The organism is Acidovorax sp. Root275 (assembly GCF_001428965.1).
Classification (GTDB): domain Bacteria; phylum Pseudomonadota; class Gammaproteobacteria; order Burkholderiales; family Burkholderiaceae_C; genus Acidovorax; species Acidovorax radicis.
In genome coordinates, this window is record NZ_LMJH01000001.1 from 1,210,926 (window position 1) to 1,234,788 (window position 23,863).

Below are 23,863 nucleotides of genomic sequence, written 5' to 3' on the forward strand. Positions count from 1 at the left end.
CCGAATGAACGCTGCCCGCGCCCTGTATTCGCTGGTGACCTGGTGCGCGCAGCCCTTGCTGCGCCGCAAGCTGCGCCGCCGCGCCATGGCCGAGCCCGGTTATGCCCATGCGGTGGGCGAGCGGTTTGGCCGGTATCCGGTGCCCATGGACAGCATGGTCTCGCACCACAGCATCGACCCGCTGGGGCAATTTGTCTGGGTCCATGCCGTGTCGCTGGGCGAAACCCGTGCCGCCGCGATCTTGCTGACCCAGCTGCGGGAGCAGCTTCCGGGCATGCGCCTGCTGCTCACCCATGGCACGGCCACCGGACGGGCCGAGGGCGAAAAGCTGCTGATGCCCGGCGATGTGCAGGTGTGGCAGCCCTGGGATACGCCCGGCGCCGTGGCGCGGTTTCTACGCACCTTTCGCCCGGCCATCGGCATCCTCATGGAAACCGAGGTCTGGCCCAACCTGGTGGCAGGCTGCCAGCAGCGTGGCGTGCCGCTGGTACTGGCCAATGCGCGTTTCAACGCCAAGTCGCTGCACAAGGCCCTGCGGCTGGCAGCGCTGGCCCGGCCCGCCTATGGGGGTCTTGCCGCTGTCTGGGCGCAGACCGAGGACGACGCCACCCGCCTGCGGGCCATCGGTGCCCCGGTGCGCGGCGTGTTTGGCAACCTCAAATTCGACGTGGTGCCCGATGCCACCCAAATTGCCCAGGGCCGGGCCTGGCGCTCCCACACCGGGCGCCCCGTGGTCCTGCTGGCGAGCAGCCGCGAGGGCGAGGAGGCGATGTGGATCGAGAATTTCAAGCAAGAACAGGCTCTAGCGCTTGATGGAAAAGCGCCAAATGCTATCAATAGTGAAGCAAGCGGCGTGCAGTGGCTCATTGTGCCGCGCCACCCCCAGCGGTTTGACGAGGTGCAGCAGTTGCTCCTGCGCGCCGGGCTCACCGTGTCGCGCCGCACCCACTGGTCGGCAGAGCCCGAGGCGGCCGACGTGTGGCTGGGCGATTCACTGGGAGAAATGGCGCTGTACTACGGCCTGGCCGATGTGGCCTTGCTGGGCGGCAGTTTTGCGCCCCTGGGCGGTCAGAACCTGATCGAGGCCGCCGCCTGTGGCTGCCCCGTGGTGCTGGGCCCCCATACCTTCAATTTTGCCGAGGCGGCCGAGCTGGCCTGTGCGGCGGGGGCCGCCCAGCGCGTGCCCGACATGGCCGCGGGCATGGCCCTGGCGGGCAGGCTGGCGACGGATGCCACGCAGCAGGCCGCCGCCAGCGGCCGCGCCACCCGTTTTGCCACGGCGCACCGGGGGGCCGCACGGGCCACGGTGCAGGCCATTTTGGGCATCGTGCAACCGGACATGCCACTTCAGGATTGGTGAGGCTGCCAGCCCCCACCGAGGGCCCTGAACACCGCCACCGCAGCACGGGCGGACTCTGTGCGTGCCTGTACCCGCGCATCCGACACGCGCAGCAGGCTTTCGTCGGCTTGCAGGACTTCGATCCGGCTCACCACACCTTTCTGATACGCAGCAAATGAAGCGGCTCGCGCCTGGCCCAGCGAGTCAACCCCTTGGCTCAGCGCCGCCGCGTGCTCTTCGCGTTTCACGAGCGCCGAAAACGCATCCTCCACTTCTTGTGTTGCGCGCAGGGCGGCCAAGCGGTATGCGGCCAGCAGCTCGGCTTCCCGGCCTTTGGCCAACTCGATTTGTGCGTTGATGCGCCCGAAATCAAACAATCGCCAGCGCAGGCCCAGCACGCCGGCGGACTGCGTGGCACCGCTGCTGAAAAGGTTGCCCCCGGAAAGGGAGGTCGCACTGCCAATCAAGCCACTCAACGAAAGCTTGGGGTAGTACTCGGCCATCGCGATACCGATGCGCGCGTTCGATCCCGCAAGGCGGCGCTCGGCCGCAATCAGGTCAGGCCGGCGCGTGAGCAATTCGCCCGGCGATCCGGTGCTGACAATTCGCGGAGCGGCGGGAAGGGCCCCAGCGGCCGCCAGGTCGGCTCGGTGGGTTCCGGGGTGTGAACCCAGCATGACATCCAGGGCGTTCATGGCCGTGTCCAGCCCCGCCTCCAGCACTGGCAAGGCCGCCCGGACTTGGGCAAGCGCACCTTCGGCCTGCCTGCGCTGAAGTTCGGCCGCCAGCCCTTTGCTGTGCAAGAGCGAGACCGTCGAAAACAGCTCTTCCTGGGTCTGAATCTGCCGCCGTGCGAGGTCAAGGCGCATTTGAAGTCCTCGGACGGTGATGTAGACATCGGCTGTCTGCGCGGCCACAGCCAACCGTACCGCCACTGCGGCCGCTTCTGACGCCTGGTACTCGGCCAGTGCGGCTTCGCGCCCACGGCGCAGGCCTCCGGACAAGTCCAGCTCCCAGCTGGCGCCACCGTTCATTTCGTAAGCGCTGCCATGGCGGTTGAAATCCGGCGTGGAATCCAAGACTTGTCCAAGAGGTGTCTCCACGGATTGGTATGCCTTGGCGGCCTGGCCGCTGGCGTAGCCGGACGGTAGCAGCGCAGCGTTCGCAGCCCCCAGCCCTGCACGCGCCTGTGTGACGCGGGCGAACGCCTGCGCGACATCAAGGTTCTGATCGAGCGCCAGTGACACAAACCGGCTCAGCTGCGCATCACCGAAGCCATCCCACCAGACGGCAAGATCCACCGTGCCAGCCGCAGCCCGTTGCTCGACGGTCGTCTGGCCAGGGTACCGTTCCGGCGCGTGCCAGTGAGGGCGCGCGTAGTTCGGGCCCACCGCGCAACCGGCCAAAAGGCAGGCAGCAGTGAGTGCGGCGAGGGTGTGTTTGGTTGGCATGGCAGTTTCCAAGTGTGAATTTGTGACCATAATACCAAATGGTCACTGGTTGTTCATTGAGGAAACTACGGCTAAGCTGCATCCATGAAAAAATCAGACACCCCGGCTGTCCTGACCCGCGGCCCGGCCGACCATGAAGTGAGAGACCAAGTCGTCGCAGCAGCCACCCAGCACTTCAGCCGGTACGGCTATGAGAAGACTACCGTCTCGGACCTTGCCAGAGCCATCGGCTTCTCCAAGGCCTACATCTACAAATTCTTCGAATCGAAGCAGGCCATTGGCGAGATGATTTGCGCCAATTGCCTGCGCGAGATCGAAGGGGAGGTGAGGGCGGCGGTGGCACAAACCGATCTGCCCCCCGAAAAACTGAGGCGGATGTTCAAGACCATCATTGAGGCAAGCCTGCGCCTGTTTTTTCAGGACCGCAAACTGTTTGAGATTGCCACGTCGGCCGCCAGCGAGCGGTGGCCTTCGGTCGTGGCCTATGAGGAGCGCACGCAGAAGCTGATTCAGGACATCCTTCAGGAGGGGCGGCAGAGCGGAGACTTTGAGCGCAAGACGCCCGTGGACGAAACGGCGCTAGCGGTCTACCTCGTGATCCGGCCCTATCTCAACCCTCTGCTGTTGCAGCACAGTTTTGACTACAACCAGGAGGCGCCGGCACATTTGTCGAGCTTGGTTCTGCGAAGTTTGTCCCCTTGATCCAAAAATCCGCTTGTGACTATTGACTAAATTAGTCACAAGAAACAAAATGAAAGTCCTGATCACTTCGTCACTGGGACTTTCATGCTTTGGCGCCGCCTTTCTATCTCTGCCGTCCTCTGCGCATTGCCGTTTGCGCTGATCGCTTGCGGCCATGAGTCGCCGCCCGATCCGCGCACTCAATCACCGCAAGTACGCGTCGCCACGGTCCAAGAGGCCGGCGCCTCGTCGCGAACCTTCACCGGAACCGTAGCGGCCCGGGTTCAGAGCGACCTGGGCTTTCGCGTGCCAGGCAAGGTGCTGGAGCGGCTGGTCGACACAGGGCAGGCCGTCAAACGGGGCCAGGTGCTGATGCGCATCGACCCCGCTGATCTGAGGCTCGCCGTCCATGCGCAGCAGGAGGCGGTGGCTGCAGCCCGGGCACGTGCTCTGCAGACGGAAGGCGACGAGGCCCGCTACCGCGATCTGCGGGGCACGGGCGCGATATCGGCCACGGCCTACGATCAGGCCAAGGCGGCGGCGGACGCTGCGAAAGCCCAACTCAGTGCCGCCGAGGCGCAGGCCGACCTGGCTCTCAACGCGCGCCGCTATGCAGAGCTGGTGGCAGACAGCGATGGCGTGGTCGTGGAAACGCTGGCCGAACCCGGCCAGGTCGTGAACGCCGCTCAAGTGGTGGTGCGAATGGCGCGGGGAGGTCCGCGCGAAGCCGTCGTACAACTCCCGGAAACCGTGCGCCCCGCAGTCGGTTCCGCCGGGCAGGCCACATTGTTTGGCAAAGAGGGCGTGGTGGTGCCCACCACACTGCGGCAGCTTTCGGATGCCGCCGACCGGTTGACCCGCACCTTTGAGGCGCGCTATGTGCTCAAAGGCGAACTCGCCAACGCCCCCCTGGGCGCCACGGTCAGTGTCCGGATTCTGGATGCAGCGTCTGCTGCGCCTGACGATCTACTGGTGCCTATTGGCGCGCTGATCGACATGGGCAAGGGCCCGGGAGTCTGGGTCATCCGCGGCGCGCCCGCCAAAGTCTACTGGCAGCCCGTTGCGGTCGGCCACCTGACGGACAGTGGCGCGCGCATCACCGGCAAACTCCAGCAAGGGGAGCAAATCGTTGCGCTGGGTGCGCATTTGTTGCACGAAGGTGATCAAGTGACGGTGGCCGACCGGGCCGATGCCGCTGCAGCAGGAGTCCGCCCGTGAGCGCAAGCCGCTTCAACCTGTCGGCGCTCGCGGTGCGCGAACGCTCCATCACCCTGTTCCTGATCGCCCTCATCACACTGGCGGGACTGGTGGCGTTTCTCCAACTGGGCCGGGCGGAAGACCCAGCCTTCACCGTGAAGGTGATGACCATCGTGACCGCGTGGCCCGGCGCCTCCGCGCAGGAAATGCAGGACCAGGTCGCCGAAAAGATCGAAAAGCGGCTGCAAGAGTTGCGTTGGTACGACCGCTCCGAAACTTACACCCGGCCTGGCCTGGCGTTCACGACGCTGACGTTGCTCGACAGCACACCGCCTTCACTGGTGCAGGAGCAGTTCTACCAAGCCCGCAAGAAGGTGGGGGATGAAGCGGGCAACCTACCGTTGGGTGTGATCGGGCCCATGGTCAACGACGAATACGCGGATGTGACGTTTGCGCTGTACGCGCTCAAGGCGAAGGGCGAAGCACAGCGCCTGCTGGTGCGGGACGCCGAGACGCTGCGCCAGCGGCTTTTGCATGTGCCTGGGGTGAAGAAGGTCAACATTACGGGCGAACAATCCGAGCGCATCTATGTCGAGTTTTCGCACGAACGCCTGGGCACTCTGGGCATCAGCCCGCAGGACGTGTTCGCGGCACTCCACAGCCAGAACGCCCTGACACCTGCAGGGTCCGTTGACACCAAGGGCCCGCAAGTGTTCATCCGCCTGGATGGCCCGTTCGACGAACTCCAGAAGATCCGCGACACGCCGGTGTCAGCGCAAGGCCGTACCCTCAAGCTGTCGGACATAGCCACGGTCCAGCGCGGCTATGAAGACCCGGCGACCTTCATGATCCGCAATGGTGGCGAGCCTGCGTTGCTGCTCGGCGTTGTCATGCGCGAGGGCTGGAATGGGCTGGACCTGGGCAAGGCGCTGGATGGTGAGGTGAGCGCCATCAACGCTGACCTGCCGTTGGGTATGGGCCTGACCAAGGTCACGGACCAGGCCGTCAACATCAGCGCCTCGGTCGATGAGTTCATGGTCAAGTTCTTTGCCGCACTGCTCGTGGTCATGCTGGTGAGCTTTGTCAGCATGGGCTGGCGCGCAGGCCTGGTGGTCGCGGCTGCCGTGCCACTGACCTTGGCGATCGTCTTCGTGGTGATGGCTGCGACGGGCAAGAACTTCGACCGCATCACGCTGGGGTCGTTGATTCTGGCACTCGGACTCTTGGTGGATGACGCCATCATCGCGATCGAAATGATGGTCGTGAAGATGGAAGAGGGCTACAGCCGTGTGGCCGCGTCCGCTTACGCCTGGAGCCACACCGCTGCCCCCATGCTCTCCGGCACACTGGTCACGGCGGTTGGTTTCATGCCCAATGGCTTCGCAGCATCGACTGCGGGCGAATACACCAGCAACATGTTCTGGATCGTCGGCATTGCGCTCATCGCGTCTTGGGTCGTTGCGGTGGTTTTCACGCCCTACCTGGGTGTCAAGCTGCTACCCGACTTCAAAAAGGTCGAGGGAGGCCATGCCGCGATCTATGACACGCAGCGCTACAACCGCTTGCGCCAGGTGTTGGGGCGCGTGATCGCCCGCAAATGGCTCGTCGCCAGCGCCGTGGTCGGTCTTTTCGTGGTGGCCATCCTGGGCATGGGTATCGTCAAAAAACAGTTCTTCCCGATCTCGGACCGGCCAGAAGTTCTGGTCGAGGTACAGATGCCCTACGGCACATCGATCACGCAGACCAGCGACGCAACCGCAAAGGTGGAGGCATGGCTGGCGAAGCAGGCAGAAGCCAGCATCGTCACAGCCTATGTCGGACAGGGCGCGCCGCGTTTTTACTTGGCGATGAGCCCAGAGCTTCCCGACCCTTCGTTTGCCAAGATCGTGGTCAGCACGGGCAGCCAGGAAGAGCGTGATGCGTTGAAGCACCGGCTGCGCCAGGCAGTTGCCGACGGGCTGGCCCCTGAGGCGCGGGTGCGAGTTACTCAGCTCGTGTTCGGCCCGTATTCACCGTTTCCGGTCGCCTACCGGGTCATAGGCCCCGACACCGACAAGCTTCGCGAAATAGCGGCCGAAGTGCAACAGGTCATGACCACCAGTCCGATGATGCGCACAGTCAATACCGACTGGGGTACGCGCACGCCCACTCTGCACTTCACTTTGAACCAGGACCGGCTGCAAGCGCTAGGCCTGACCTCCAGCGCGGTGGCGCAGCAACTGCAGTTCTTCCTGAACGGTGTGCCTGTCACCGCCGTGCGCGAGGACATTCGCACGGTGCAGGTGGTAGCCCGCTCGGTGGGTGACGTCCGGCTCGACCCTGCAAGGATTGCGGATTTCACGCTGTCTGGCGCCAATGGCCAACGCATACCACTGTCTCAGGTTGGGAAAGTCGATGTGCGCATGGAGGAGCCCGTCCTGCGCCGGCGCGACCGGATGCCGACGATCACCGTGCATGGCGATATCGCCGATGGCGTGCAGCCTCCAGATGTTTCCACCTCCATCACCGCGCAGCTGCGGCCCGTCATGGACAAGTTGCCAGGCGGCTACCGCATCGAAGAAGCCGGCTCCATCGAGGAGTCGGGCAAGGCGACCCAAGCCATGTTGCCCCTCTTTCCCATCATGCTGGCGGCCACGTTGCTCATCATCATCTTCCAGGTGCGCTCGATCTCCGCGATGGTCATGGTCTTTTTGACGAGCCCGCTAGGTCTGATTGGCGTAGTACCCACCCTGCTGGTCTTCGGCCAGCCGTTCGGCATCAATGCGCTGGTGGGCCTGATTGCGCTGTCAGGCATCCTGATGCGCAATACGCTCATCCTGATAGGACAAATCGATCACAACCAGCAAGAGGGACTGGAACCGTTCCAAGCGGTGGTTGAGGCGACCGTGCAGCGTGCCCGCCCGGTGATCCTGACGGCACTCGCGGCGATCCTGGCCTTCATCCCTCTGACCCATTCGGTGTTCTGGGGGGCTCTTGCGTACACGCTGATTGGGGGCACATTGGCCGGGACGGTTCTGACGCTTGTATTCCTGCCCGCCATGTATTCCATCTGGTTCCGGATTCGGCCCGACGACAACAAACCCCTTGTGGCCAGGGAGACGCCGGTGTGAACGGGCGAAAGCGCCCGTCGGCAGACCCGGAAACTGTGCCCAACGGCCCTCGTGTGCCGCTGAGCCGTCTGCATAACCCCCCCCCAAGGAGCCAGCGCTGTGTCGAACTCCCCAGTTGTCGTTGTGGCCGGTGTCTCATCGGGCATTGGCCGCGCCGTGGCCACCAAATTCTCAGAGCAAGGCTGCTGGGTTTTTGGCACCGCCCGCAATCTTGCAAAGACCGCATGCCCACAGGCCCCGTCGATTCAAGCCTGCGAAAAACGCTTGGGCTTGGCTGAATCAGCGCCCGGGGTTCGGGGGCATGCGGACTTTGTGGCGAGGTTCCTCGCTACAGGCAGCGGATAGCCGGGGGCCGGCAAGCGGCCTTCTCTCGCCCCGCGCCGTGCCGCCCTATAGCCCCTTTATTTGACCAGCAGCGCGTTGATCGCCTCGACGTCCTGCTGCGTCAGCGTGCCTGCTGCCTGGCGCAGCTTGAGCGTGCCCAGCAGCACGTTGTAGCGGGCCTGGGCCAGGTCACGCTTGGTCTGGAACAGCTGGCTTTGGGCGTTCAGCACGTCGATGTTGATGCGCACACCCACCTGGTAACCGAGCTTGTTGGCATCGAGCGCGCTCTGGCTGGAGGCTTCGGCCGCTTCCAGGGCCTGCACCTGGCCCTGGCCGGACTGCACGCCAAAGAAGGCGGCGCGCGTGGCCTGGGCCACGTTGCGGCGGGTGGTTTCGAGGTCGGCTGCGGCTTTTTCTTCCAGCGCCAGCGTTTCCTTGACACGGTTTTGCACCGAGAACCCAGCGAACAGCGGCAGGTTGAAGGCCACGCCCACACTGGCGCTGTTGGTGCGGTTGTTCACGCCGGGCGAGGTGATGGTGCCGTTCGGGTTGCGCGTGATGTTGTAGCCCACCTGCAGGTCCAGGGTGGGCAGGTGGCCGGTTTCGGCCTTCTTGGTTTCCAGCCGGGCAATGTCCAGCGCGATCGCGGCCTGGCGCACACCGGGCTGCTGGTCGCGTGCTGTATCGACCCAGGTCGCCACGTTATCGGGCTGCGCCGTGGGCAATTGCACGGGCAGCGCCAGTGGCTGGGGCTTGGTGCCCGTGATGCCCACCAACTGGTCCAGGGCCAGGCGCTTCACGCGCAAGTCGTTTTCAGCGGCGATTTCCTGTGCAACCACCAGATCGTAGCGGGCCTGGGCCTCGCGCGAGTCGGTGACGGTGGTGGTGCCCACCTCGAAGTTGCGCTTGGCGGAGGCGAGCTGTTCCGACACGGCAGCTTTTTGTGCCTGCACGAAGGCCAGGGTGTCTTGCGCCGCCAGCACGTCAAAGTAAGCCTGGCTCACACGCACCAGCAGGTCCTGCGTGGCGGCGTCGAGCTGCGCCTGCGCCACATCGATGCCGCGCTGGCCTTGCTCCAGCGTGATGCGGTTGGCGGGACGGTACAGCGGCTGCGATGCCTGCACGCCCAGGGTCTGTGTGGTGCCGGTGTTTTCGATGGGCGGGCGGCTCAGCTCCACATTGGCGCGGCTGAGTCCGGCCGTGAGCCCGGCGCTGGGCAGCAGGCCTGCGCGGGCCTGGTCGGCGCGGCGGGACGCCGCATCGAGCTGGGCGCGGGCCGACTGCCAGGTCGTGTCATAAGTGCGGGCCGATTCCACGAGGTCCACCAGGCTCTGGGCGTGCACCGGGGCGCTCAGCGCCGCGCCGAGCGCCAGGGACAGAAGGGACAGGGAGCGGGGCCGGTGCGGTGTCATGGGGGTCCTTCGGGAGAGTCTGCGGTTCGAAATGGGAGCGAAACAGGTCAGAGGGTGGCGAGGCGGCACGTGCGACCCTCCATCAGTAGCGGGGTACGGCGGGGTCGTTTTCATGCGACCACGCATCGATGCCGCCCGTGATATTGGCCAGCTGCTCAAAACCGTTGTGCTGCAGGAACGCGGCCACGCGCAGGCTGCGTGCGCCGTGGTGGCACAGGCAGGCAATGGGGCGGGCAGGGTCCAGCTCGGCCAGGCGCGCTGCCAGCTCCCCCATGGGGATGGCCACCAGCTCAAAGCCGTCCGCGCGCACGCTGGCCGTCTGCAGCTCCCAGGGTTCGCGCACGTCCAGCACCAGGGGCTGGCTGCCTTCGGGTGCGGCGGCAAACCAGGCAGACAGCTGGGCGGGGCGGACGTGATCGATCATGCAGAACTCCGAAGGATGAAATCAGACTCAGAACGTGAAGCCGGACGGCTCGGGGAAGTTCACCAGGCGTGGTGCGATGGTGTCCCAGGGCGACGTGGTCTCGAAACGGTCACCGGTGCGGCGGGTCAGCGTGAAGCGCATCACGGGTTCGCCACCCACAATGCCGCCCAGGCGGCCACCGTCGCGCAGCAGTGAGAGCAGGGCGGTGGGCACTTGGGCCACCGATCCGCTGAGCACGATCACGTCAAAAGGGCCGTCGGGAATGGCGTCACGGGCGCCGTCGTTCAGGCGCACATCGGCGTTCTGGATGCCCGCATCGCGCAGGTTCTCGCGGGCCATTTCGGCCAGTTCGGGGTTGATTTCGAGGGATACCACACGTTCGGCGCGGTGGGCCAGCAGGGCGGCCATGTAACCCGAGCCGGAGCCAATCTCCAGCACTCGGTCGGTCGGTTTGATCTGCAGGTCCTGCAGGATGCGGGCTTCCACGCGCGGCTGCAGCATGCTGTGGCCCAGGCGCACGGCCTCTTCGGCGTCGTTGCCCAGCAGGGGCACTTCAATGTCCATGAACGCCAGGCTGCGGTAGGCCGGGGGCACAAAGTCTTCGCGGCGCACCACGGCCAGCAGGTCGAGCACATCGGCGTCGAGCACGTTCCAGGGGCGGATCTGCTGCTCGATCATGTTGTAGCGGGCCTGCGCAATAGGATCGCTGATGTTGGCGGACGTGTTCAGGGGCATGTTCATGGAATTTCTCCGTGGGAGGCAGGTGTCGGGACGATCAGGACAAACCCTTGATTTTAGGCGCTGCCGGGGCCCGGCCGAACTTGCGCAGCGCCCACTGTGCCAAGTCGTCCATGTAGCAATACACCACCGGCACCACCACCAGCGTCAGCAAAGATGAGGTGATCACCCCGCCAATCACGGCCTGGCCCATGGGCGCGCGCTGCTCCGAGCCTTCCGATAGCGCAAAAGCAAGCGGCACCATGCCGAAGATCATGGCCAGCGTGGTCATGAGGATAGGGCGCAGGCGCACACGCGCGGCCAGCAGCAGGGCGTCCGCGCGGGGCAGGCCGGGCACGGTGCGGCCCTCGTCGTCCACATGTTCCTCGCGGGCACGGATCGCAAAGTCCACCAGCAGGATGGCGTTCTTGGTCACCAGGCCCATCAGCATCACCACGCCGATGATGGAGAACATCGACAGCGTGGAGCGGAACATCAGGAGCGCCAGCACCACGCCGATCAGCGTGAGCGGCAGCGAGGTCATGAGCGCCAGCGGCTGCAGGAAGCTCTTGAACTGGCTCGCCAGGATCATGTAGATGAAGATGATGGCCATGGCCAGCGCCGAGATGGCGTAGCCAAACGATTCCGCCATGTTCTTGGTGGAGCCGCTGAACTGGTAGCGGTAGCCGGGCGGAAAGCTCACGCTCTCCAGCGCCTTCTTGATGTCATTGGACACCTCGCCCGCCGAGCGCTGGGCCACATTGGCGTTCACGGCCACTTCGCGGGTCAGGTCGCGCCGGTTGATCTGGTTGGCACCAGTGGATTCGGTCACGCGGGCCACCTGGTTCAGGCGCACGATGCGGGTGGTGCCATCGGTGGCCGTCAGGGCAAAGGGCAGGCGCTCCAGGTCGGCCGGGGCGGTGCGGGCCTCGGGGGCCAGGCGCACATTCACGTCATAGGTCTGGTCGTCCGGAGCACGCCAGTTGCCCACCGTGGTGCCTGCCACCAAGGTGCGCAGCGATGCGGCCATGGGTGCCACGGAAAGGCCCAGGTCGGATGCCACTTCGCGCCGCACGTCGAGGGCGATCACGGGCTTATCGGGCTTTGCGCTGGTGTCCAGGTCCACCAGGCCGGGGATGTCGCGGATCTTTTCGGTGACCACCTTCGTCAGGCGCTCCAGCTCCTGCAGGTCAGACCCCTGCAGCGAAAACTCCACCTGCTTCTGGCCACCCACCGCATCGAGCAGGCCCACGTGGGTGATGGTGATGCCCGGTACCGTCTTGAGGCGCTCGCGCAGCACGTCAGACATCTGGTCCACGCTGCGGCTGCGGTCCTTGCGGTCCACCAGGCGCACATAGATATTGGCGTAGATCTTGCCCTGGGCATTGCCCGTGTTGATGGTGGCCAGCGTGTAGCGCACCTCGGGCATCTCGCGCAAGATACCTTCCACCTGCCGCGCTTTGGCCTCGGTGGTTTCGAGCGACGAGCCCACGGGGGTATAGAAATTGAGCGATGTTTCCGAGAAATCGGCCTTGGGCACGAACTCGGTGCCCAGCAGCGGCACCATGAAGACGCTCAGCACAAAAATGGCCAGCGCAATGCCCATCGTGGCCAGCTTGTGCACCAGCGACCAGCGCAGGATGCGCTGGTAGCCCTCTGCCAGCGCGTCGGTGGCTCGGTCGAACCAGCCGGTGACGCGGCCGATGGTCTTGTCGTAGAAGGTGACAGGCTCTGTCTTCTGGCCGTGGGCGTGGATGCTCGGGTCATGCCAGATGCTCGACAGCATGGGGTCGAGCGTGAAACTCACAAACATCGAGATCATCACAGCCGCGACGATGGTGATGCCGAACTCGTGGAAAAACTTGCCGATGATGCCGCCCATGAAGCCGATGGGCATGAACACCGCCACGATGGACAGCGTGGTGGCCAGCACCGCCAGGCCAATCTCCTGCGTTCCGTCCATGGCGGCGGCGTAGGCGCCTTTGCCCATCTGCACATGGCGCACGATGTTCTCGCGCACCACGATGGCATCGTCGATCAACAGGCCCACGCACAGCGAGAGCGCCATCAGCGTGATCATGTTGATGGTGAAGCCAAACATGTTCATGAACAAAAACGTGCCGATCAGTGCAATCGGCAGCGTCAGCCCGGTGATCACGGTGGAGCGCCAGGAGTTCAGGAACAGGAAGACGATCAACACCGTGAGGATGGCGCCCTCGATCAGCGTCTGGCGCACGTTGTTCACCGCCACGCGGATGGGGCGGGCGCTGTCGCCAATGGTCTCCAGCCGCACGCCAGGGGGCAGCTGGTTTTTCAGCTCCACCACGGCGGCGCTCAGGCCATCCACCACTTCAATGGTGTTTTCGCCCTGCGACTTCTGCACCGACAGCAGCAGCGTGCGCTGGCCGTTGTACAGGGCCAGGCTCTCGACCTCCTGCGCGCCATCGTTCACACGGGCGACCTGGTCCAGCCGCACAGGGGCCCCGTTTTTGCGGGCCACAATGATCTTGCCGAAATCTTCAGGGCGCTCCATGCGCGCATCGATCTGCACCACGCGCTCCTGCGCGAGAGACCGGATGGAGCCTACGGGCAGGTCCTGGTTCTCGTTGCGCACGGCGGTGGCCACCTGGTCGGGTGTCACGCCAAAGGCTTCGAGCGCCTGCGGGTTCAGGTAGATGTTGATCTCGCGCTTGGTGGCGCCCACCAGGTTCACGGCGCCCACGCCGCGCACGTTCTCCAGGCGTTTCTTCAAGATCTGCTCGGCCCAGGTGGTCAGTTCGACGGCGCTGCGCGGCTTGACACCCGCCGTGTCTTCTGGCAGCACGGCCAACGACCACACGGCCCTGCTGGCGGGGTCAAAGCGCAGCACACGCGGCTCCTTGACCTCGGTGCGCAGCAAGGGGCGCACGGTGGCGACCTTCTCGCGCACGTCTTCAGCGGCCTTGCGGCCATCGATGTGGAGCTGGAACTCGATGATGACAACGGCCGTGCCCTCATAGCTGCGCGAGGTGAGAGCGTTGATGCCCGCAATCGAGTTGACGCCTTCCTCGATCTTCTTGGTGACTTCGCTCTCGACGATTTCAGGCGACGCACCGGGGTAGTCCACGGTGACCACCACCACCGGGAAGTCGATGTTCGGAAACTGATCGACCTTGAGGCGCTGGTAGGAGAACAGGCCCAGCACGACGATGGCGAGCATCACCATCGTGGCGAACACGGGGTTTTTCAGGCTGACTTTGGTGAACCACATGGTGCGTCAGTGCTATCAGGGGGCTGCGCGGGATGCTGCTGGCAACGCCGTGGGGACCGCTGCGGCAGCCACCGCCACGGCCGTGCCCTCGCGCAATTGGCCGATCCGGCCCGCAATGACCACCGTGCCTTCGGGCACACCTTCCACCGCCACCAGGGTCTGGCCGCCCACCACGGCACGCGTGCCGGTCTTGACCTCTGCATAGGCCACGCGGCCATCCTTCAGTGTTTGCAGATAGGGCGCGGGCTTGTCGGTGCGCACGGCATCCAGCGGCACGGCCAGCACGTCGGCCCGCCCGGTATCCAGCGTGCCCTGCACGAACAGGCCTTGTCGCAGTGGCGTGGCGCCGGGGGCCTGCTCCACCCGCAGGTAGACGGGCACCGTGCGGCTGCCGGCCTGGGCGCTGGGGTTGATGCGCACCACGGTGGCAGGCACCGGGGCCGCGATGCCCTCGATGGTGAGTTGCGCCTTTTGGCCCACCCGCACCGCGACCGAATCCGCCGGATTGAGCAGTGCCTCGAGCTCCAGCCGCGACAGGTCCACCACCTCGATGATGCGGGCGTCCACCGCCACGCGCTCGCCCGGCTGGGCCAGGCGCTGCGCCACCAGCCCGCTGATGGGGCTCTTGAGCACCGTGTCCTCCAGCGCCTTGCGTGCCACGTCGGCCGCTGCCACGGTGGCCTGGTAGCTGGATTGGGCCGCCTCGAGGCTGGCCTGCGAGGTGACCAGTGCTGTGGCCGAGATAAATCCCTGGTCCACCAGTGCCCGGTTGTTGGTGTACTGGCGCTGGTTGATCTCCACCTGGGATTTGGCGGCGTCGGCCTGCTGCTGCGCCTGGCGCAACCGTGCGCGGGCTTCGGTGGGGTCGATGCGGGCCACTTCCTGCCCGGCCTTCACGCTGTCGCCCTCGCGCACCGTGAGACCTTGCAATTCACCGCCCACGCGGGCCTTGACCATGGCCGAATCCACCGCCCGCAAGGCCCCGGACACCGGCACCCCGAGAGAGAGGTTCTGCCGCCGCACTGGCAACACCTCGTCGGCGGCCACTTGCAGCGGCGCCTGGGCGCGCTGCGCCGTGGCTTCGGTCAGCGCCTTTTGCTGCGCCTGCCGCGCCGCCATGGCACGCCACACGCCGCCACCGAGCAAGACAACAACGACGGCTGCCGCCATCCAGAGAATCCAGCGTTTCATGGTCAGGTACCGCGTGAGGGCGGCAAAGAAGGAGAGGAAGGGGAGGGGATGGGAGGCGACGCCGGGGGCCGCACCAGCAGCCCATGCAGCACGTTGTCGATCTGCGCCTCGATATACAACTCAGGCCGCAGGCCCAGCGAGTCTGGAATGCAGGCCCCCACCGAGTGCTTCCACATCATGAGGAAGATCATGGGCGCCAGCACCACGTGCACGATGTAGTCCAGTGGCACGGGGCGGAACTCGCCGCGCTCGATGCCGCGCTCGACGATGCGGCGGATCAGCGCCTGCCCCGGCAAAATCACTTCCTGCTGGTAGAACTCGGTAATCTCCGGGAAATTCTGGGCCTCGCTGAACATCAGCTTGGTGATGCCCGAGGCCTTGGTGGCGCCGATGCGTTCCCACCACACCTGGTAGCAATACTGCAGCAGTTCGCTTGTGTTGCCCTCAAAGGACTCCAGCTCCCCACGCCACTCTTCAAAGCGGCCCGCGATGTTGTGGCGCACCACGGCTTTGAACAGCTCTTCCTTGCTGGGGAAATACAGAAACAGCGTGCCTTTGGACACCCCGGCCCGCGCCGCCACTTCATCCACCCGCGTCGCAGCAAACCCCTTTTCCACAAAAAGATCCAGCGCGGCCTCCAGCAGCTCACCCGGGCGGGCTTCCTTGCGGCGCTCGCGTTTGGTGCCAGCAGGGGCATTGGGTGGGGTGGATGTGGGGGACAAGGGGTGAATTTCGTTAATGACTGACCGGTTAGTAATGTAGCAAGCATGAACTGGAGCGTCAATTCATAATCTTCAGGTTTTGTACCCAAGGACCACCATGACTTTGCAAACCATCACCCTGGGCGGCGGCTGCTTCTGGTGCACCGAAGCCGTGTTCGACCGCGTGCGCGGCGTCACCGACGTGGAAAGCGGCTACACCAATGGCCACACCCTCAATCCCAGCTACGAACAGATCTGCCAGGGCGACACCGGCCACGCCGAGGTGGTGCGGCTGACGTTCGATGCCGATGAGATCAGCCTGGAGGAGATCCTGGAGATCTTCTTCCATACCCACGACCCGACCACCCTCAACCGCCAGGGCAACGACGTGGGCACGCAGTACCGCAGCGGTATCTATTACGAAACCCCCGAGCACGGCGACATCGCCAACGACATGGTCCGCCAGATGTCACAAGACAAGTTGTTTGGCGCGCCCATCACCACTGAGGTGAAGCCGCTGGCCAACTACAGCACGGCCGAGGCCTACCACCAGGATTACTTTGCCAACAACCCCAACGCAGGATATTGCGCGTTTGTGGTGGGGCCGAAGGTGGAGAAGTTCAGGAAGACGTTTGTGCGGTATTTGAAGGACCAATGACTGCACTGGTGGCAGCCGGCTGCTCCGCCACGCCCGCAGGGTGGCGACAACCATCCCTGGTTCCCAAGTGCAAACTGCATATCCAACAGCCAACAGCCAGTGGCATCGGCCAGCCATCTTGTCATCTGGCGTGCCGTGGCCTGCTAACAATCCGACTCAGGCACTGGCTGCCCGGCGCTCCCGCAGCAGGCCCACGGTCAACACCACGAAGACCGCGACTGCCATGGCGAAATAGAGCGAGACCGCTACCGGGCTGCCCGTGAGTTGGGCTCGGCGGGTGTCGTAGTCAATGACTCGCCGGCCACCGGATTCCAGCTGGTAAATGGTGTTGAGGTAGTCCGGCTCAAACCAGACCCTGACGCTTTGGCCGTTCAACTGCTGAAGCGATTCCCCGGCGGCATCCCCTTTGTTCACAAAGTATTGCGCCTGGGTAACCGTCCGGTCTTCGCCGCGAAGGGTGAGCCGCACCGCGTAGCTCGACTTCACGTTGTTCTCGATTCCTAGTTGCTCGACCTTTGCGTCCAGCACGGTGAGCCGGGCCAAGGGAGGAGGGCCGCTGAAAAAATGCAGCACTACGACAAGTACGGCCACCAGTCCGGAAAAGGCGGCGATGCGCCCCTTTTTGGATGCGCTATAGAGCAGAAACCAGGATTTCAAAACCATCTCGATCCGCCTCAAAGGATTGCCGCCTATACACCAAGGGCTGGGCAGTATATTGCTCCGAGAGGCCGGCGGACAAAGCCAGAGGACGCGATTCTTCGTGTCGACAGTCGCTCACCAGACCGCGGGGACCATGCGCGAACGTCAACTTGGCGCGTAGCGTACGTTCGTTCAATTGATTGGCTCCGCAGAGACCGGGTGGGTCCGGGCATAATGCAACCCAATTGCGTTACAGGCCTTGCCTGCTCGCTGCATCCCGCCATGCCCCTCGCCCCAACCTCTTCATCCCCACACCGCCAGCCCTGGTCGCTCCCGCCCGGTATGCGCGCCACCCGCGCCACGCGGGCGCTGGCGGCGCTGTACGAAGCGCGTCCTGACGCAGCGCTCTCCGAACCCGAGGTAGAGACCGCCCTCGCCATGGCTGGCGCCCCCATCAACAAGGTCACCGTGTACCGCATGCTCGACCGTTTTGCCGCTGCGGGCCTGCTTCACAAGCAGGTCGATGCCGCCCGCGTCACCCGATACGCACGGGCCCCCCAAGGTGAAGAGGGCGCCGCCCCACGTTTTGAATGCGACGACTGCCACCGCCAGTTCCGCCTGTCGCAGGGCTCCGCCAAGGTGCAGACCGCTCTCAAGCAGGTGCTGCAGGCGCTGGCCACGGCCGGGCATGAGAGCCTGGCCGTGGACATTGCGGTCCACGGGCGCTGTGCAGACTGCGCGCACCCTTCCGAGAGCGCCGCCGCATGATCCGCACCCGGGGCCTTGCTTATACCTACGCCACGGGCGGCGCTGCGCCGCTGCGCTTCCCCGACGTGGACTTGCGCCAAGGCGGCACCTTGCTGCTGCGCGGGCGTTCTGGCTCGGGCAAATCGACCTGGCTTTCGCTGATGGCCGGGCTGCGCGGTGCCAGCGGGGGCGACCTGTTTGTGGCGGGCACCCAGCTGGGCACGCAGCGCGGGGCCGAGATCGATGCCTGGCGCGCGCGCAACATTGGTTTTCTGCCGCAGAAGCTGTACCTCAGCAGCGCGCTTTCGGTGGCCGACAACCTGGCGCTGGTCTACTTTGCGGCCGGGTTGCCGCGCGACGATGCAGCCATCCGCCGCGCTCTGGCGCAGGTGGGCGTAGCCGAGCTGGCGGCACGCAAGCCGCACCAGCTTTCGGGCGGGCAGGCGCAGCGTGTGGCGCTGGCGCGGGCCGTGCTGCTGGCGCCACAACTGCTGCTGGCCGACGAGCCCACGGCCAGCCTGGACGACGAGGCCGCTGCCGACGCGCTAATGCTGCTGCAGCAAAGCGCTGCCGCCTGTGATGCCAGCCTGGTGATTGCCACGCACGACCAGCGTGTGGTGCAAGCCCTGGCCGATGTGCAGACGCTGGATTTGAATGAAATGGGCGTCCAGCGCTTGATAGATAAGCGCGAGCAGCTATGAATTCAGGAGTCTTCAAACTGGCGCGCCTGTCATGGCGCTACTTGTGGTCCCGCCCGCTGGCGGCGGTGCTGAACCTGCTGGTGCTCACGCTGGGCCTGGCCGCCATCACCCTGGTGCTGCTGGTGGCCACGCAGCTCGACAAGGCGTTCGAGCGCGACCTCTCGGGCATCGACCTGGTGGTGGGCGCCAAGGGCAGCCCGCTGCAGCTCATCCTGGCGGGCGTGTTCCACATCGACGTGCCCACGGGCAATATCCCGCTGCAGGAGGTGCAAGCGCTGCAGAAGAACCCGCTGGTGGCGCAGGTCATCCCCTTAAGCCTGGGCGACAGTTACCAGGGCTTTCGCATCGTGGGCACCACGCCCGACTATCTGTTGCACTACGAAGTCCAATTTGCCAAGGGCGCGTTGTGGCAGCAGCCCATGGATGCGGTGCTGGGCGCCATGGTGGCCCGCAGCATCGTCAAGGCCGACCATGGCGGTACGCCGCTGGTGGGGGCCCCGTTCGTCGGCAGCCATGGGCTGGGGGGAGGAGGGCATGCACACGGCGACCACCCCTACCGCGTGAGTGGCGTGCTGGCGCCCTGCGGCTGCGTGCTCGACCGGCTGATCCTCACCAGCACCGAATCCGTCTGGATGGTGCACGAGACGGCCACAGCCAACGACGCCGAGGACCTGGAGATCCTGAAAGAAGAGCGCGAAGTGACCGTGGCCCTGGTGCGCTACCGCACGCCCATGGCCGCCATCACACTGCCGCGCCAGATCAATGCCGACACCGCCATGCAGGCAGCGGCGCCCGCCATCGAGGTCACGCGCCTGCTGCGCTTGCTGGGCGTGGGCGCCGATGTGCTGCGCGCCTTCGGCGGCGTGCTGCTGGCCGTGGCCGCGCTGAGTGTGTTCATCGCCCTGTGGAACGCCGTGCGCGAGCGCCGGGCCGACCTGGCCATGCTGCGCATGCTGGGCGCTCCCCCGGGCCGCGTGGCGGGGCTGGTGCTGTGGGAGGCCCTGTGGTTGGCCGCAATGGCGTCTGTTTTGGGCCTGCTGCTGGGTCACGGCCTGGCCCATGGCCTGGGCTGGGCGCTGCAGGCGCAAGGGCTGCTGCCCGTCACTGGCTGGGTCTGGCTGCCTGCCGAGGCGGGTGTGCCCCTGCTGGCGGCGGGTGTGGCGGCGCTGGCAGCATTGTTGCCGGCCATGCAGGCGTACCGCACCGATGTTGCCGACCTGCTAGGCCAGCCCTGACACAACCATTGACTTCCGACCTCTAAAAACCATCCACCGACTCAACCTGAAAGCCTTCCATGAAAAAACTCCTCACCGCACTCGCCCTGGCCCCCATGCTCCTCGTCGGTGCCCTGGCGCACGCCCAGGCCCACAACGACAAAGAGACCAAAGAGGACATCGCCCGCCACCGCGCCATGGCCGCCGCGCACGAGGCTGCTGCCAAGTGCCTGGAATCCGGCAAGGGCGAGGACATCTGCCAGAAGGAACTCCAGACTGCCTGCAAGGGTCTTGGGATTGGCAAATACTGCGGCATGAAGCACGCGCACTGAGCACGACTTACAGGTCACGGCACAGGTCACTGAGGCGATAGGCCTCCCGGCCCGCTACCATTTCTGAGAACGCAACAGGTCAGGTTTACCGCCATGGCAATCCCCCGCATCCACCGTCACCCCGCCGCATCGCCCGATTCCGAAGCCAGCCGGCCCCGCGCTGCACGGCGCGCCTGGGCGATGGTGGTGCTGGCATGGGCCGGTGCGGCACTGGCCCAGCAGCAGCCCACCAAGCCGGAGCCCGGCGCTTTCGAGCGTGCCACGGGCAAGACCCCCGCTGCGGCCCCGGCCTCCACCACCGCACCCGCGCTCTCTTCACCCTTGCCTGCGGGCGCGGGCACCGCCATGCCATCGGGCTCCGGCGCGGGCTACCACAGCCCCAACAGCCCGATTGCCCCGCTGCCCCAGCGCAATGACGTGGTGCCTTGGTCCGTGCTGACCGACCTGACCAAAAAGACCACAAAGGATGGCATCCTGCCCGTGTTCAACGACGCACAAAAGGGCATGGACAAGACCACGCAGCGCATCCAGGGTTTCATGGTGCCGCTGGATGCCAAGGGCACGCAGACGCACTTTTTACTCACCTCCGTGCCGCTGACCTGCTCGTTCTGCCTGCCCGGCGGGCCCGAGAGCATGGTCGAGGTCAAGGCCAAGACCCCCGTGCGCTACTCGCTGGAGCCTGTGGTGGTGGAGGGCAAGTTCTCCGTGCTCACGAACGACCAATACGGCCTGTACTACCGCGTGGTGGAAGCCGTGCCGGTGAAGTAGCTCTCCTAGAGCCTGCTCAAAGTCTTTTTTCCACCCGTGAACCCGTTGCTCCCCCCCCGGCTGACCGCGCTGTGGCGCCGCTTGCGCCAGCAGCTGCCCGCGCAGGCGGCCCTGGCCTGGCTGCTGCTGGCCCTGGTCGTGGTGCCCACGCTGGGGCGCCTGCACCAGGTGGAGCATGCGGGGGCGCTGGAGCAGATGCGCGCAGGCCACGCGCTGCAGGGTGCGCAACAAGCCACCGTGCGCCACGGGCTCTCTGCCGTTTCCCTCGCAGAAGCGGCAACGCCCGCCGCTGCATCCCCAGAGACAGGCCACGCCCACGGGCTGCTCTCACTGCTCTTGGCGCCCCACGCCCCGGTGGATTGCCTTTTGCTCGACCAGCTTGCGCTGGGCGATGCCCTGCACAGCGCACCCCAGGCGCTGCCCGCACAGGTGCCCGCGCAGGCACCACCGGTACAACATGCCGGGCGCTCTACAGCCCCGCACGTTGCGCTGTTCCAGGCGCGTGGCCCGCCCACGGCCTGACAAAGCCGCATCCGAGTCCAGCGCCGGCTGGCCCCCCCTTTTCGCCGCCTTGCAGGGCTGCGTAAGGAGCCCGTGGCGCCTGCGGCGCATTGCGCACCCGCCCCTGAATTGCTCCTGAATTAATAGCTATCAGCGCTTTATGGAAAAGCGCTGGAAGTCATTTTCATTCCTATTTTTGCGCCCCGTGCGTGGAAACCATGTGCCTGCCTGGCCCCGCCAGCACCGGCCCATGCGCCACGCCCCACCCGACCCCATCGACGTACACGCACCCGTTGCGACACCGCACCATGACACACACCGCTCCCGATACCGCGCGCAATGCCACCCGCACCATCCGCACTTCCCGCCACCTGGCTGCAGTTCTTCGCGGCCGTCCCGCCCTCCACCCCGTGGCCCTGGCTGCCATGCTGGCGCTGTCTGGCACCGGCGTGGCGCACGCGCAGGCCGCACCGGGTGCCGCGCCTGCCGACAATAGTGCCGCCGCGCCCAGCCTGCCTCCCGTCACCGTCTCTGCCAGCGGCCTGCAACTGGGTGCCAACGACATGACCACCCCCGTCACCGTGCTGGAGGGCGACGAACTCGTGCGCCGCCGCGAGGCCACGCTGGGTGAGACGCTCAACAGCGAGCCCGGTATCACCAGCAGCCACTTCGGCGCGGGCGCCAGCCGCCCCATCATTCGCGGCATGGACGGCCCGCGCGTCAAGGTGCTGAGCGACGGTGCCGAGCTGCATGACGCCTCCACCATCAGCCCCGACCACGCCGTGGTGTCCGAGCCGCTGCTGGCCACGCAGATCGAAGTGCTGCGCGGCCCCTCGGCCCTGGTGTATGGCAACGGTGCCGTGGGCGGCGTGGTCAATGTGCTCGACGGAAAAATCCCCACCGCCATCCCCCAGAAGGGCTACGAGGGCAGTGCCGAGCTGCGCGCCAACACCGGCGCGGGTGAAAAAGCGGGCGCCTTCTCACTGACCGGCGGCACCGGCAACCTGGCCGTGCACGTGGAAGGCGTGGCGCGCGACGCCGGTGACTACCGCGTCGGCAAAGGCTGGGCGCCCGAGGGCGAACCCACCCGCAAGGTGCTGGGCAGCTTCAACCGCACAGACACCGGCAGCGTGGGCCTGTCGTGGGTGGGCGACCAGGGCTACCTGGGCGCCGCCTACACCCGCCAGACCGCCAAGTACGGCCTGCCGGGCCACAACCACAGCTTTGAAGGCTGCCACACGCACGGCGACCACCTGCACTGCGGTGCGCATGCAGGTGACGAGGAAGACGGCCACGACCACGGCGCCGAGGCGGGCGATGTGCCCGTGGTCGACCTGCGCAGCGAACGCTTTGACATCCGCGGCGAGCTGCGCAACCCGTTCGCTGGCTTTTCGGCCCTGCGCCTGCGCGCCGGCGTCACCGACTACGTGCACGACGAGGTCGAGGACGGCGCCATCAGCACCACCTTCAAGAACAAGGCCTACGACACCCGCATCGAGCTGCAGCACGAGCCCATTGGTGGCTTCAAGGGCCTGATCGGCCTGCAGACCTCGCAGCGCAAGTTCAGCGCCGAGGGCGAAGAGGCCTATGTGGAGCCCACCATCACCCGCAAGCTGGGCTTCTTTGCGCTGGAGGAATACCGCCTGGGCGACTGGCGCTTCGAAGCCGCCCTGCGCCACGACCGCCAGACGGCAGAAGCCCAAACCAGCAGCATCGAACGCAGCCACAACGGAACGTCCGCGTCGCTGGGCGCGGTGTGGAAGTTCACGCCCGGCTACCAGGTCGGCACCTCGTTCACCCGCGCCAGCCGCGCGCCGTCGGCCGAAGAGCTGTACGCCAACGGCCTGCACATGGCCACCAGCACGTACGAACGCGGCAACGCGGACCTGAAGTCCGAGATCTCGCAAAACATCGACTTGAGCCTGAAGAAAACGAGCGGCGACACCACCTTCGGCGTCAGCGTCTTCCGCAACCGCATCAACAACTACATCTACGGCCGCACGCTCGATGAAGTGGAGGGCCTGCAACTGCTGCAGTACAGCCAGGCGGACGCCACCTTCACCGGCATCGAAGGCCAGGTGCGCCAGCGCCTGAACCGCAACCTGGGAATCACCCTGTTCGGCGACACCGTGCGCGCCCGTCTGGTTGGCGGCGGGCTGCTGCCCCGCATCCCCGCCACCCGCGCCGGTCTCCGCCTGGACGGCAACTGGAACGCCTGGGAAGGCCAGGTCGAATGGGTGCAAGTGGCCCGCCAGAACCGCGTGGCAGAGTTTGAAACCGCCACACCCGGCTACGGCATGCTCAACCTGGGCGTCAGCTACAACGGCCAGTTCAGCAGTGGCACGCCGTGGCAGGTGTACCTGAAGGCCAACAACCTGACGGACCGCCTGGCGTATGCGCACACCTCCTTCATCAAGAATGCTGCGCCGTTGATGGGGCGGAATTTGACGGTGGGGGTGAAGGTGGCGTTTTGACGGGGATGCCGTCGTGATGTGAGCGAGCCAGC

The 23,863-nt window shown here is 65.6% G+C and carries 20 protein-coding genes and 1 pseudogene; 13 read left to right on the forward strand and 8 right to left on the reverse strand.

The window, feature by feature from the left end:
- Positions 1 to 4: 4 nt before the first annotated feature.
- Positions 5 to 1,360, forward strand: coding sequence for a 3-deoxy-D-manno-octulosonic acid transferase (locus ASE52_RS05485; RefSeq protein ID WP_057224386.1), 1,356 nt, complete (start codon positions 5 to 7; stop codon positions 1,358 to 1,360).
- Here the strand turns inward: ASE52_RS05485 and ASE52_RS05490 are convergent.
- Positions 1,348 to 2,790: a TolC family protein gene (locus ASE52_RS05490; RefSeq protein ID WP_057224388.1), complete on the reverse strand. Its 1,443-nt coding sequence runs from the start codon at positions 2,788 to 2,790 to the stop codon at positions 1,348 to 1,350. The two genes, ASE52_RS05485 and ASE52_RS05490, sit on opposite strands and share 13 nt — an antisense overlap.
- An 84-nt stretch (positions 2,791 to 2,874) precedes the next feature.
- Here ASE52_RS05490 and ASE52_RS05495 point away from each other — a divergent pair, with 84 nt between their 5' ends.
- The 4 genes and pseudogenes from ASE52_RS05495 to ASE52_RS26195 form a co-directional block, all read left to right on the forward strand.
- Positions 2,875 to 3,492, forward strand: coding sequence for a TetR/AcrR family transcriptional regulator (locus ASE52_RS05495; RefSeq protein ID WP_010458298.1), 618 nt, complete (start codon positions 2,875 to 2,877; stop codon positions 3,490 to 3,492).
- Between the two features lie 84 nt (positions 3,493 to 3,576).
- Positions 3,577 to 4,689 carry an efflux RND transporter periplasmic adaptor subunit gene (locus ASE52_RS05500; protein ID WP_029412890.1) on the forward strand — a complete coding sequence of 371 codons (1,113 nt, stop codon included), beginning with the start codon at positions 3,577 to 3,579 and terminating at the stop codon, positions 4,687 to 4,689.
- Positions 4,686 to 7,778 carry an efflux RND transporter permease subunit gene (locus tag ASE52_RS05505; RefSeq protein ID WP_057224390.1) on the forward strand — a complete coding sequence of 1,031 codons (3,093 nt, stop codon included), beginning with the start codon at positions 4,686 to 4,688 and terminating at the stop codon, positions 7,776 to 7,778. The genes ASE52_RS05500 and ASE52_RS05505 overlap by 4 nt, the downstream gene beginning before the upstream one ends.
- A 99-nt stretch (positions 7,779 to 7,877) precedes the next feature.
- Positions 7,878 to 7,997, forward strand: a pseudogene (locus ASE52_RS26195) (short-chain dehydrogenase/reductase); the annotation flags it as partial.
- Positions 7,998 to 8,179: 182 nt separating this feature from the next.
- Here the strand turns inward: ASE52_RS26195 and ASE52_RS05510 are convergent.
- The 6 genes from ASE52_RS05510 to ASE52_RS05535 all read right to left on the reverse strand — a co-directional run bounded on the left by ASE52_RS05510 (position 8,180) and on the right by ASE52_RS05535 (position 15,818).
- The gene (locus ASE52_RS05510; RefSeq protein WP_057224392.1) at positions 8,180 to 9,514 is read right to left on the reverse strand and encodes a TolC family outer membrane protein; all 1,335 of its coding nucleotides are present in this window, start codon (positions 9,512 to 9,514) and stop codon (positions 8,180 to 8,182) included.
- A gap of 82 nt (positions 9,515 to 9,596) precedes the next feature.
- Positions 9,597 to 9,938, reverse strand: coding sequence for a rhodanese-like domain-containing protein (locus ASE52_RS05515; RefSeq protein ID WP_057224394.1), 342 nt, complete (start codon positions 9,936 to 9,938; stop codon positions 9,597 to 9,599).
- 27 nt (positions 9,939 to 9,965) lie between these two features.
- Positions 9,966 to 10,679, reverse strand: a complete 714-nt coding sequence (locus tag ASE52_RS05520; RefSeq protein WP_010458285.1) for a protein-L-isoaspartate O-methyltransferase — start codon at positions 10,677 to 10,679, stop codon at positions 9,966 to 9,968.
- 34 nt (positions 10,680 to 10,713) lie between these two features.
- Positions 10,714 to 13,905 (reverse strand): efflux RND transporter permease subunit, encoded by a 3,192-nt coding sequence (locus ASE52_RS05525; protein ID WP_057224396.1) that lies wholly within the window; start codon positions 13,903 to 13,905, stop codon positions 10,714 to 10,716.
- 15 nt (positions 13,906 to 13,920) lie between these two features.
- Positions 13,921 to 15,096 (reverse strand): efflux RND transporter periplasmic adaptor subunit, encoded by a 1,176-nt coding sequence (locus tag ASE52_RS05530; protein WP_057224398.1) that lies wholly within the window; start codon positions 15,094 to 15,096, stop codon positions 13,921 to 13,923.
- A 2-nt stretch (positions 15,097 to 15,098) separates the two neighbouring features.
- Positions 15,099 to 15,818, reverse strand: coding sequence for a TetR/AcrR family transcriptional regulator (locus ASE52_RS05535; protein WP_010458279.1), 720 nt, complete (start codon positions 15,816 to 15,818; stop codon positions 15,099 to 15,101).
- A 97-nt stretch (positions 15,819 to 15,915) separates the two neighbouring features.
- Here ASE52_RS05535 and msrA point away from each other — a divergent pair, with 97 nt between their 5' ends.
- Positions 15,916 to 16,455 carry a peptide-methionine (S)-S-oxide reductase MsrA gene (gene msrA / locus ASE52_RS05540; protein ID WP_057224399.1) on the forward strand — a complete coding sequence of 180 codons (540 nt, stop codon included), beginning with the start codon at positions 15,916 to 15,918 and terminating at the stop codon, positions 16,453 to 16,455.
- Between the two features lie 156 nt (positions 16,456 to 16,611).
- On the opposite strand, the gene ASE52_RS05545 is transcribed toward msrA, so the two are convergent.
- Positions 16,612 to 17,118, reverse strand: a complete 507-nt coding sequence (locus ASE52_RS05545; protein ID WP_057224401.1) for a hypothetical protein — start codon at positions 17,116 to 17,118, stop codon at positions 16,612 to 16,614.
- 318 nt (positions 17,119 to 17,436) lie between these two features.
- Between ASE52_RS05545 and ASE52_RS05550 the strand changes: the two genes are divergently transcribed.
- From ASE52_RS05550 to ASE52_RS05580, 7 genes are all read left to right on the forward strand, one after another.
- Entirely contained in the window at positions 17,437 to 17,862 is a 426-nt protein-coding gene (locus tag ASE52_RS05550) for a hypothetical protein (protein ID WP_057224402.1), read from the forward strand.
- Complete coding sequence (locus ASE52_RS05555) at positions 17,859 to 18,542, forward strand: ATP-binding cassette domain-containing protein (protein WP_057224404.1); 684 nt, start codon at positions 17,859 to 17,861, stop codon at positions 18,540 to 18,542. Before ASE52_RS05550 ends, ASE52_RS05555 begins: the two co-directional genes overlap by 4 nt.
- A complete protein-coding gene (locus ASE52_RS05560; protein ID WP_057224406.1) occupies positions 18,539 to 19,777 on the forward strand; it encodes an FtsX-like permease family protein in 1,239 nt (412 codons plus the stop codon). Before ASE52_RS05555 ends, ASE52_RS05560 begins: the two co-directional genes overlap by 4 nt.
- A gap of 59 nt (positions 19,778 to 19,836) precedes the next feature.
- On the forward strand, positions 19,837 to 20,088 hold the full coding sequence (locus ASE52_RS05565; RefSeq protein WP_057224408.1) for a hypothetical protein: 252 nt from the start codon (positions 19,837 to 19,839) through the stop codon (positions 20,086 to 20,088).
- Between the two features lie 180 nt (positions 20,089 to 20,268).
- Positions 20,269 to 20,856, forward strand: coding sequence for a DUF3299 domain-containing protein (locus ASE52_RS05570; RefSeq protein WP_057225243.1), 588 nt, complete (start codon positions 20,269 to 20,271; stop codon positions 20,854 to 20,856).
- A 36-nt stretch (positions 20,857 to 20,892) separates the two neighbouring features.
- Positions 20,893 to 21,378 (forward strand): hypothetical protein, encoded by a 486-nt coding sequence (locus tag ASE52_RS05575; RefSeq protein ID WP_181147561.1) that lies wholly within the window; start codon positions 20,893 to 20,895, stop codon positions 21,376 to 21,378.
- A gap of 404 nt (positions 21,379 to 21,782) precedes the next feature.
- On the forward strand, positions 21,783 to 23,831 hold the full coding sequence (locus tag ASE52_RS05580) for a TonB-dependent receptor (RefSeq protein ID WP_241776950.1): 2,049 nt from the start codon (positions 21,783 to 21,785) through the stop codon (positions 23,829 to 23,831).
- Positions 23,832 to 23,863 lie beyond the last annotated feature (32 nt).